Annotated in this window: 1 pseudogene; it reads right to left on the reverse strand. The window is 62.7% G+C overall.

The window, feature by feature from the left end:
• Positions 1-1,545 (reverse strand): annotated as a pseudogene (locus tag KZA10_RS14790) (type I restriction endonuclease subunit R); the annotation flags it as partial.

Raw genomic sequence — 1,545 nt, forward strand, 5'->3', positions numbered from 1 at the left:
TCTTCGGGTTGTCGACGACGTGGCGGAGGATAGTCTCGGCCGCGCTGACGCCGTTGATCTCGTCGACGTCGGTGCCGGCAAACAAGGTGTTGATCTTGTCGATGACGTCTTGCAGCAGTCCGTACTTCGCTTCCCGCGGCTGCGCGGAGCCAGCCGCGGTGATGCCAGCGAGCTCCCCTGAAGATCCCGACGTGAGTCCAAGATTCTGCGCGTCGAGTTTCCGCAGGCGGTAGTGCGTGAGCACGATGTCGTCGGTGTTGACGGCCGACGGGTCGGAGTCCTCCCGTTCGATGGCGCGGCGGTACACGCGCAGGAAGACCGCCCACTTCTCGATGTCGGTGTCGCCGTAGTCGATGATCTGCGACAGGAAATCATACGCCCGGACGAACGCGAACACCGTGCCGCGGAACTCCTCCAGCCGTCCCTTCTCGAGGTCGTCGGAAGAATCCACCGCATCTTTCCAGCGGTCTCGGAACACATCGCGCGACGCCTTGATGTGTGAGTACAGCGTGTTGTGGCTCGACTTCGTGAGCCAGGCGTGCACGACCGCGTCGATGTCGTGCGGGTCGATGATCGACATGCTGCGAAGCTTCGTGAGCATGTCGTGGATGATGTTCGGATCCGACGGCTCGGTCAGCTCAGCATCTTCGTAGTAGACCTGGAACGCGGCGAGGATCTCGGCTGGGTCGTTGACGAAGTCGATGACGTAGGTGTTCTCTTTACCCGGGATCACGCGGTTGAGACGCGACAGCGTCTGTACCGCCGTGATACCGGACAGTTTCTTGTCGACGTACATTCCGACGAGCAGGGGCTGGTCGAATCCGGTCTGGAACTTGTTCGCGACGATCATGACTTGAAACTCGTCGCCGGCGAACGCGGTTTCGAGCGACCGTCCCTTCAGCCCCGGATTCAAGGACGTCTCGGTGAACTCCTCCGGCCCTGACTCCGTGTCGGCGACGCCACCTGAGAACGCGACCAGCGTGCCGAGGTCTCCGTCGAGCTTGTGGTCTTTCAGGTACGCGTCGATGGCCAGCTTGTAGCGCACCGCCTCTTTTCGCGAACCCGTGACGACCATCGCCTTCGCCCGGCCGCCGAGCTCGCTCCGCACATTCGCGCGGAAGTGCTCGACGATGACCGCGACTTTCTGCGCGATGTTCGTCGGATGCAGCCGCACCCACCGCATTACCTCGCTGCCGGCTTTCGCGATGTCGATCTCGACGTCGAGTCCGGTCGCCGCATCGGTGTGCGCGAGGTTGAAGGCGAGGTCGTAGGGCAGGTAGTTCTTGAGCACGTCGAGGATGAAGCCCTCTTCGATGGCCTGCTTCATCGAGTACAGATCGAACGCCTGTTTCTTGCCCGTCGCGTCCTCACGGCCGAAGAGCTCGACGGTCTTGCCTTTCGGGGTGGCCGTGAACGCCAGGAACGAGATCGTGCCGACCCCGACGTTCCGTGCCATGACGTCGGCGAGCACGTCTTCGGCGTCGACGGTGTCGCTATCGGCGTCCGATGCGCTGGCCGTGAGCACCTGCTTGAGGGATGCCGCGG

The sequence above is a fragment of the Microbacterium sp. BF1 genome (assembly GCF_019279095.1).
GTDB classification, from domain to species: Bacteria; Actinomycetota; Actinomycetes; order Actinomycetales; family Microbacteriaceae; genus Microbacterium; species Microbacterium maritypicum.